This window comes from Nostoc sp. 'Peltigera membranacea cyanobiont' 232, assembly GCF_002245985.1.
Taxonomy (GTDB): Bacteria; Cyanobacteriota; Cyanobacteriia; order Cyanobacteriales; family Nostocaceae; genus Nostoc.
This window is the reverse complement of record NZ_NOLK01000267.1, coordinates 1-5,990: the sequence shown is the minus strand read 5'-3', so window position 1 is coordinate 5,990 and position 5,990 is coordinate 1. Positions and strand designations below refer to the sequence as shown.

Here is a 5,990-nt window from a genome sequence, read left to right as displayed (position 1 = left end):
ACCAACTGATCATAAGTAATCATAATCTATACTATTTCTGCTGGTTAGAGAATTCTGTATTTACTAGTATTATAAGCTATCAGTATTTTAGCGATCGCTCTTTGGGGAAAAACTTTTTGGTTTACTGCCAATAAGTTTAATCTCTAAGCAGACACAATCATGGCACAAAGTACAGCAAATAACCTCATACTTCAAAATTCGGGTTTTGATAACCATCGGCTGAAAAATATGCGCTCTCCAGTAGATCAGAATGCACAGGTGTAAGAAATCCCTGAAGTGAAAAAGGCGATCGCAGTCGAAAAGAAATGCAATCGCCGTTCAACCGAAATTTAGACAATCGAAATCATCATGGCACACAGAATATGATTAGCACATTTTCTCTTCAACAGATTCAGTTGGAAGAGTCTCTTGACAAGATACTGTTGCCTCCAACCGATCACAACGCAGAGGTCATGGAAATCCTTGGATACAAGCTGGTTTACGTTGGTGGAGCTTGCCCCAGAACTTACCGAGTATACGTTGCTCATTCAATGATTGGGGTGATATTTCAATACATTACGCACTGGTCGAATGCTGTAGATAAGATTCGATACGCCGAGCCGGTTGATGCAGCAGTTGGACTAGATGACTTCATGAAAGTGGCAAAGGTATCAAAAACGACTATGAAACAACCAGCCACGAAAGAAGAGTTGCTAGATAAAGAATTTGATGCGCCAAGTGAAAGATTGGTTGCAGCGTAAAGAAAGGGGTGGGCGTTGCTGCCCACTTCCTCAATAAGACTGTTTTACTTACATGACAAATATAGCAATGTCACCCATAGAAATCTTACAAGAGTTCAACTTCTGCTACCAGAAGATTCAGGCAATTGCCCAAAACGAAAACTGGCTTTTGTTAATTGCTGATAAGAAGATTGATCCAGAGGCAGCAACACACTTGGGTGATGTTCTGCACTATTTGGATCAAGCGATGGGTTGTGTAGAAGAAATCGTTGAAATCAAGTTGAATCAGGAATCAAAATCATGAAACTCTACGCAACCAGTATTCCTCAAGTTTTGCCAAGTTGGGCAACTGTTATATCGAATGATGCAGGTTTGATTGAAGTAGAAATCAATGATGAAGACCCCGGCTTTTATTCAATCATTGAGGAATTATCTACTGAAATTCAACCAGGAGTTATTGGTGTAAAAGCTAGCGATTTATGTCAAATACTCAGCATTGAAATGGTTGATACTAACAAAGAAGTTTGACAACCAAATTAGTAAAACCCAAAATAATGAAATTCACCACTGTCTCTGTTAGCTACTCCAGAAAATTTAATCTCGGCGACTACGAATCACTGGAACTAGGTTGTTCTTTGTGGGCGCAAGTGGAAGATGGCGAAGACGCGGATGGGATAACCCAATTCCTCTATCACCAAGCCAAAGCTTCGGTAAAACAAGCGGCAATGCCTGTGCTAAAAGCCTCAGAGTTTCAGATAAATAAAGCTAAATCTAGCAAAAAAGTGTCCGGTGATGTCAACGAAAATGATTGGTAAGAGTTTGGAATTGACTAATGCAAGAACTAATCAAAGCTTTAATCAAGGCAAAGTCAGAGTTTAATTCGATTCAAAAAGACGGTACTAATCCTCACTACAAGCGCAAATATGCAACCCTAGATGCTGTATTAGATGCTGTCACTCCCGGACTCAGTAAACATGTATTAGTAATAATTCAAACTACCGAAATTTTTGAAGGGAAAACTGTACTACGGACTCATATTTTTCATGAATCTGGGGAGAGCATCACCAGTACTTATCCTCTTCCCGAAATTAGTGATTCTCAGAAGTTTGGTGCAGCATTAACTTATGCACGACGATATGCGGTTTGTGCAATTTTATCGGTGACAGCAGATGAAGATAATGATGCTGAAGGTGCAGCTACTCCTCAAAAGCCTGAACAGCCACAGAATAATATTAGACCCCGTAAAGACAATCAACAGTATAGAGTCCAGCAACCAAAACAAGCTGTAACTGCACCATCAATCAACCCAAAAGATTTGCGAGTCAAAGAAGTTCGCACACTTTTAAATTATCCGTTGGATTTAGTCAAAGAGTGGCTGCATTCTCGAAATGTGACGAGTCCAAGTGAGCTTGATTCTGTTCAGATTGACGAACTAGTAAAAACTATGTGTTTGGCTTGGGCTGGTAATAAGTTTGGGCATTTGAATCATGCTGTTAACTCTTATCAAAAACACGTCGTTGACGCTGTGGCACGAGGAGTAGATGAAACAAGAGCAATCAACGACTGGATGGAAGGAGCGCTTGCAGAATTGCCTGAACTTAATTGAGAAGATAAACATACTTCAAACTAAAGGGTAGAGAAAAAGATGAATCTTTGGTCAAGAATGGATTTGATTGCATTAACAAATGAGCGCTTTCTAGGGGACTTTTACGATTTTATTTTTGATTACGATGGCGGATGGATGATTAAGTTCTTCTATCTGATTAAAGTAAATGTTGCTCTCTGGTTTGGATGGGAGTCGGAGCCGGAATATGACGACTGGCATTGGGGACTGGGGTATTTTGGAGAGGAATACCGACACGACTGGAATGCACCAATGGGAGCTTGTGATTGGTCAGAAGTCTGTACTCCCGTAAGTTTTCTCAGATGGCAATACGGTATCGGTGAGAACTCGAATTATTAATAAAATTCATCCAATACAAGAGGGAGAATAATTCTTGACCGAATATGATTATCTTCGCGCATTTGTTATGGATCGATTTGATTCTGAGGTAACAACAGAAGTAGATCCACTTCACGATCAACACAAGCTTTTGCTTTTACAGAATAATTACCTAGAAGCAGCGAGATTAGAAACTCTTCGAGATAGAGTTCTGCAAGAACTTTACATCAAAAGAGCCAGGGCTGAAGAAATTATCAATTGGCTTTCCCTTGATAATCAGCTGCGATGTGAGTGTACAACTTATTGCGATGTCAGATCGGGAAAAATATGACTACTCAAACCACCAATATTAAGCTTGATTCATCTAGTTTAGTGCTTGACACTATTTTCATTTGGAAAGGTGCAGGACATGAACTACAGCAAAGTAATCCAAAGTACTGGGATAGTAAATGTCAACTGCGGATTTATCAATCTTACTCTATGCCGAGTATTATCTTATGTTCGGATTTAGATGAACAAGACACGGGGACAAGCATTACTAATTCTGCGGAGGGTCTAGCTACATTGATTTGGCAAAAATACCAGAATACTGTGTTATCGGCTCGTCGCTGTTTGGGGGATAATTTTCTATTTATCGAGCATTATCCTCGCAATAAAATAAGTAAAAACGAAGAACCAGAAGATTTTTCTTTAGTGCAATTTAATTGGGATGGTCAACGTTTTAGCCAACCACGTTGGAGTCCTTTAACTCCAAACATTTTGCTGGCTTTGATTCAATAGCATCAGGTCAAAGATTAAAACTGAAAGCGCGATTGCATTCAATCATCAGTGTGCGATCGCTAAAAGTGTTCATTTCTCAGATATGCCACCTGGACAGGGAATTTTTTTCAATTCACATCATCTCAAAATCGTAGAGTCATAGTCAAGATTATGCCAAGAAAATCTGCTCACTCCATCCCTACTGACCAGTCCTCACTATGCCTACAGTATCTTGGTCGTTGTGGAGGTAGCGCACGATTGTGCAGTATCAAGTTTAGTCTTAGCGTGATTCAAACACTGGTCAATCGAAAGTTAGTGAAGATTAATAATACTGGTGCAGGATTTTTTGTTGAATTAGAGGATGCCAAATGACTAACCACAAACAAGTTGTTTACCAATCCCAATTAGACCACAAGAGTAAATTGCTTCTTCGCCGCCGGACTCGAAAAAGATTCAACCCCAGGATTTTCATTGACCGCATCATAGAAACAACTGCAATTATCTCTCTACTTTTTACCGGATTTGCAGGAGTAGGGGCGATGGGGTGCTGGGGAATGGAAATTGCTACAAGTTCTCAATATTGGCAGCATCAGAAGAACATTTGTTTGGGGATGATGTTAGTTAGTTTTTCAGGCTTCTTGGCCAGTGCTTTGATTGGAGCGAGTTTCAGTATTCGTCAGGACAAGTTTTAGGAGGAACAACGATGGAAATTAAATTAACTACACAAGAAATCCGAGCCATCTTGCAAGGTTGTCAATATACGTTGCGGCTTGTGGGGAGTAGTAAGGATTATCGTAGACTTCAATCGTCAGAGCATTTTTCTACCTTGAATGATGTTGTACTAAACGATGCTTTTAATATTTTGGGAGAAGTAGTAGACGCAATTGAACAGGTGGAGCAAGCTACTCAACAAGGAGAATCTAGACATGGAACAGGAAATTAAAAATGCACTTGGTTTGGGCAATCCTGAACTCGTAATAGAATCGAAACCAAAACTTGAACCAGAACCAAAACCAACAGTAACGATTTACGACTTCTCTTCTTTGTTATCGAAGCACGAACCACCAAAAAAACAACGGCAATAAATGCCTCGATTGAATTACGAACAACAATTTAAATTCTTGAGGAGCAAAAAAAAATGACATTAACTCTAGATAATCGCTCTCGAAACAAAGAATCGTCCCTGACACAAGCATTGCGGCAAATCCAGCAGTTGAACTCTAAGATTGCTCTGTTAGAGCAGCATCATCAAGATTACGTGCAGAAGCAACAGAATTTGATTGCTACCATCGCGGAAATCTGTGTTTCTCCGATGCAGGAAATAGAGGCGCTGAGGATTTTGATCTGTCGGGGAGAAGCAGCTTGTCGGCAGTACTTGCGCTCGGTGCTAGTCAAACAGAGAAAGAATTCATAACCTCTATCAAGCAAGGAAATTTAAATTATGAAACGGAATCAAGCACAAACAATCGTTGTAAGTCTCACTGGTACATTAGCGGCCATATCTATTGGGTATTTAGGAGTGCAATTTTTTGGCAGAAATACAATGTACATAATTTCTACAGCTATGTTAGGGCTGGGTACTGGAGGAGCTATCGGTCAGGTTTTGGTAGAGAAAAGGCAGCAGCGAGTAGTACAAGTACAGTCAAAACAAAGATAGGAACAATCGTATGGAAACTTCAAAAGTTGTCACTATTCCCAATCATTGGACATCACCAAAATACTCGTTAGGGCAAAGAACCAAGCAGGGGATGATTGTTGGGATTCAGTATTATCCACCCAATAATCTACTGACTGGCTTATGTAACGAATCTTGGCGTTATGCTGTCCTAGATAAAAACGATTTTTCCGAAGTGTCACATCTTGAAGAGCAGAAGATTCAGCCACTTACACCACTGGAATTACATGTCGAACTTCAAACTGAAATTGAAGCGTATCAAATCGAAATTGTAATTCTCAAGCAACAGTTGGAGACAATATCCAATGCTTAAGTCGATGCCCACATACTGAGAAGTGCCTCTAATAATAGATGACTTGAGCAGTGTAGAGCCAACTTTTCACCAGAAATGGAAAAGTCCGAGTTAGAAGAATAATGCTCAACTTTTTACAAAAGACGGCGATTTATCCCATACATTGAAGGAATGGGATAAATCGCCATTTACCGTCTTGGTCAATAGTATCGAGTGTATGAAAATCGTGAGAACTTTGCGTAATGACTAATAACTTATGCCACTGCTTCAAATCGTGGTATAAGCTACCAAGCTACTGGTTCACCAAGATGGAAAAACCCACCACTGGGGCCATCATTTGGCAATATCGCTAATTCAACACCAGTTTTCGCACCTGATGCGATGTCCATCATTGCACCTTCACCACCTAATTCCGTTTTTACCCAACCCGGATGAGCGCTATTAATCTTCACCGGAGTATTGCGTAACTCATGAGCTATAGCGGTTTTCACTTGAGTGAGAGACAATTAAATGTACTATAGAGATTAAATAAGTAAAATTTGTCACCAATGAAAGCATACTCCATAGATTTGCGGCGGAAAATTACGGAAACTTATGAACGCG

General features: G+C 40.0%; 15 protein-coding genes. 14 read left to right on the top strand and 1 reads right to left on the bottom strand.

Features of this window, described 5'->3' with window-relative positions; all coding sequences use genetic code 11:
- Positions 1-362 precede the first annotated feature (362 nt).
- From CDG79_RS38495 to CDG79_RS38430, 14 genes are all read left to right on the top strand, one after another.
- Positions 363-740 carry a hypothetical protein gene (locus CDG79_RS38495; protein WP_223278604.1) on the top strand — a complete coding sequence of 126 codons (378 nt, stop codon included), beginning with the start codon at positions 363-365 and terminating at the stop codon, positions 738-740.
- 67 nt (positions 741-807) lie between these two features.
- Complete coding sequence (locus CDG79_RS38490) at positions 808-1,023, top strand: hypothetical protein (RefSeq protein WP_094346765.1); 216 nt, start codon at positions 808-810, stop codon at positions 1,021-1,023.
- Positions 1,020-1,247, top strand: a complete 228-nt coding sequence (locus CDG79_RS38485) for a hypothetical protein (RefSeq protein WP_094346764.1) — start codon at positions 1,020-1,022, stop codon at positions 1,245-1,247. The genes CDG79_RS38490 and CDG79_RS38485 overlap by 4 nt, the downstream gene beginning before the upstream one ends.
- A gap of 26 nt (positions 1,248-1,273) precedes the next feature.
- Positions 1,274-1,534 carry a hypothetical protein gene (locus CDG79_RS38480; RefSeq protein ID WP_094346768.1) on the top strand — a complete coding sequence of 87 codons (261 nt, stop codon included), beginning with the start codon at positions 1,274-1,276 and terminating at the stop codon, positions 1,532-1,534.
- A gap of 17 nt (positions 1,535-1,551) precedes the next feature.
- Positions 1,552-2,325, top strand: a complete 774-nt coding sequence (locus CDG79_RS38475; RefSeq protein ID WP_094346763.1) for an ERF family protein — start codon at positions 1,552-1,554, stop codon at positions 2,323-2,325.
- A gap of 39 nt (positions 2,326-2,364) precedes the next feature.
- The gene (locus CDG79_RS38470; RefSeq protein WP_189525284.1) at positions 2,365-2,682 is read left to right on the top strand and encodes a hypothetical protein; all 318 of its coding nucleotides are present in this window, start codon (positions 2,365-2,367) and stop codon (positions 2,680-2,682) included.
- Between the two features lie 34 nt (positions 2,683-2,716).
- Complete coding sequence (locus CDG79_RS38465; RefSeq protein ID WP_094346762.1) at positions 2,717-2,992, top strand: hypothetical protein; 276 nt, start codon at positions 2,717-2,719, stop codon at positions 2,990-2,992.
- Positions 2,989-3,441 carry a hypothetical protein gene (locus CDG79_RS38460; protein ID WP_094346761.1) on the top strand — a complete coding sequence of 151 codons (453 nt, stop codon included), beginning with the start codon at positions 2,989-2,991 and terminating at the stop codon, positions 3,439-3,441. The genes CDG79_RS38465 and CDG79_RS38460 overlap by 4 nt, the downstream gene beginning before the upstream one ends.
- A 347-nt stretch (positions 3,442-3,788) precedes the next feature.
- Entirely contained in the window at positions 3,789-4,112 is a 324-nt protein-coding gene (locus CDG79_RS38450) for a hypothetical protein (RefSeq protein ID WP_094346759.1), read from the top strand.
- An 11-nt stretch (positions 4,113-4,123) separates the two neighbouring features.
- Positions 4,124-4,363, top strand: coding sequence for a hypothetical protein (locus CDG79_RS38445; RefSeq protein ID WP_189525282.1), 240 nt, complete (start codon positions 4,124-4,126; stop codon positions 4,361-4,363).
- Entirely contained in the window at positions 4,347-4,505 is a 159-nt protein-coding gene (locus CDG79_RS43145) for a hypothetical protein (RefSeq protein ID WP_189525281.1), read from the top strand. The genes CDG79_RS38445 and CDG79_RS43145 overlap by 17 nt, the downstream gene beginning before the upstream one ends.
- A gap of 53 nt (positions 4,506-4,558) precedes the next feature.
- Complete coding sequence (locus CDG79_RS38440; RefSeq protein ID WP_094346758.1) at positions 4,559-4,834, top strand: hypothetical protein; 276 nt, start codon at positions 4,559-4,561, stop codon at positions 4,832-4,834.
- A 27-nt stretch (positions 4,835-4,861) separates the two neighbouring features.
- Positions 4,862-5,077 (top strand): hypothetical protein, encoded by a 216-nt coding sequence (locus CDG79_RS38435; RefSeq protein WP_094346757.1) that lies wholly within the window; start codon positions 4,862-4,864, stop codon positions 5,075-5,077.
- 10 nt (positions 5,078-5,087) lie between these two features.
- Positions 5,088-5,408, top strand: coding sequence for a hypothetical protein (locus CDG79_RS38430; RefSeq protein ID WP_094346756.1), 321 nt, complete (start codon positions 5,088-5,090; stop codon positions 5,406-5,408).
- Positions 5,409-5,671: 263 nt separating this feature from the next.
- On the opposite strand, the gene CDG79_RS38425 is transcribed toward CDG79_RS38430, so the two are convergent.
- Positions 5,672-5,893 (bottom strand): hypothetical protein, encoded by a 222-nt coding sequence (locus tag CDG79_RS38425; RefSeq protein ID WP_189525280.1) that lies wholly within the window; start codon positions 5,891-5,893, stop codon positions 5,672-5,674.
- Positions 5,894-5,990 lie beyond the last annotated feature (97 nt).

Excerpts from the sequence above, each read along its gene's own strand:
- CDG79_RS38435 (WP_094346757.1), top strand. The coding sequence starts at position 4,862 with ATGAAACGGAATCAAGCACAAACAATCGTTGTAAGTCTCACTGGTACA.
- CDG79_RS38460 (WP_094346761.1), top strand. The coding sequence starts at position 2,989 with ATGACTACTCAAACCACCAATATTAAGCTTGATTCATCTAGTTTAGTG.
- CDG79_RS38445 (WP_189525282.1), top strand. The coding sequence starts at position 4,124 with ATGGAAATTAAATTAACTACACAAGAAATCCGAGCCATCTTGCAAGGT.
- CDG79_RS38470 (WP_189525284.1), top strand. The coding sequence starts at position 2,365 with ATGAATCTTTGGTCAAGAATGGATTTGATTGCATTAACAAATGAGCGC.
- CDG79_RS38450 (WP_094346759.1), top strand. The coding sequence starts at position 3,789 with ATGACTAACCACAAACAAGTTGTTTACCAATCCCAATTAGACCACAAG.
- CDG79_RS38480 (WP_094346768.1), top strand. The coding sequence starts at position 1,274 with ATGAAATTCACCACTGTCTCTGTTAGCTACTCCAGAAAATTTAATCTC.
- CDG79_RS38485 (WP_094346764.1), top strand. The coding sequence starts at position 1,020 with ATGAAACTCTACGCAACCAGTATTCCTCAAGTTTTGCCAAGTTGGGCA.
- CDG79_RS38475 (WP_094346763.1), top strand. The coding sequence starts at position 1,552 with ATGCAAGAACTAATCAAAGCTTTAATCAAGGCAAAGTCAGAGTTTAAT.
- CDG79_RS38430 (WP_094346756.1), top strand. The coding sequence starts at position 5,088 with ATGGAAACTTCAAAAGTTGTCACTATTCCCAATCATTGGACATCACCA.
- CDG79_RS43145 (WP_189525281.1), top strand. The coding sequence starts at position 4,347 with ATGGAACAGGAAATTAAAAATGCACTTGGTTTGGGCAATCCTGAACTC.
- CDG79_RS38495 (WP_223278604.1), top strand. The coding sequence starts at position 363 with ATGATTAGCACATTTTCTCTTCAACAGATTCAGTTGGAAGAGTCTCTT.
- CDG79_RS38490 (WP_094346765.1), top strand. The coding sequence starts at position 808 with ATGTCACCCATAGAAATCTTACAAGAGTTCAACTTCTGCTACCAGAAG.
- CDG79_RS38440 (WP_094346758.1), top strand. The coding sequence starts at position 4,559 with ATGACATTAACTCTAGATAATCGCTCTCGAAACAAAGAATCGTCCCTG.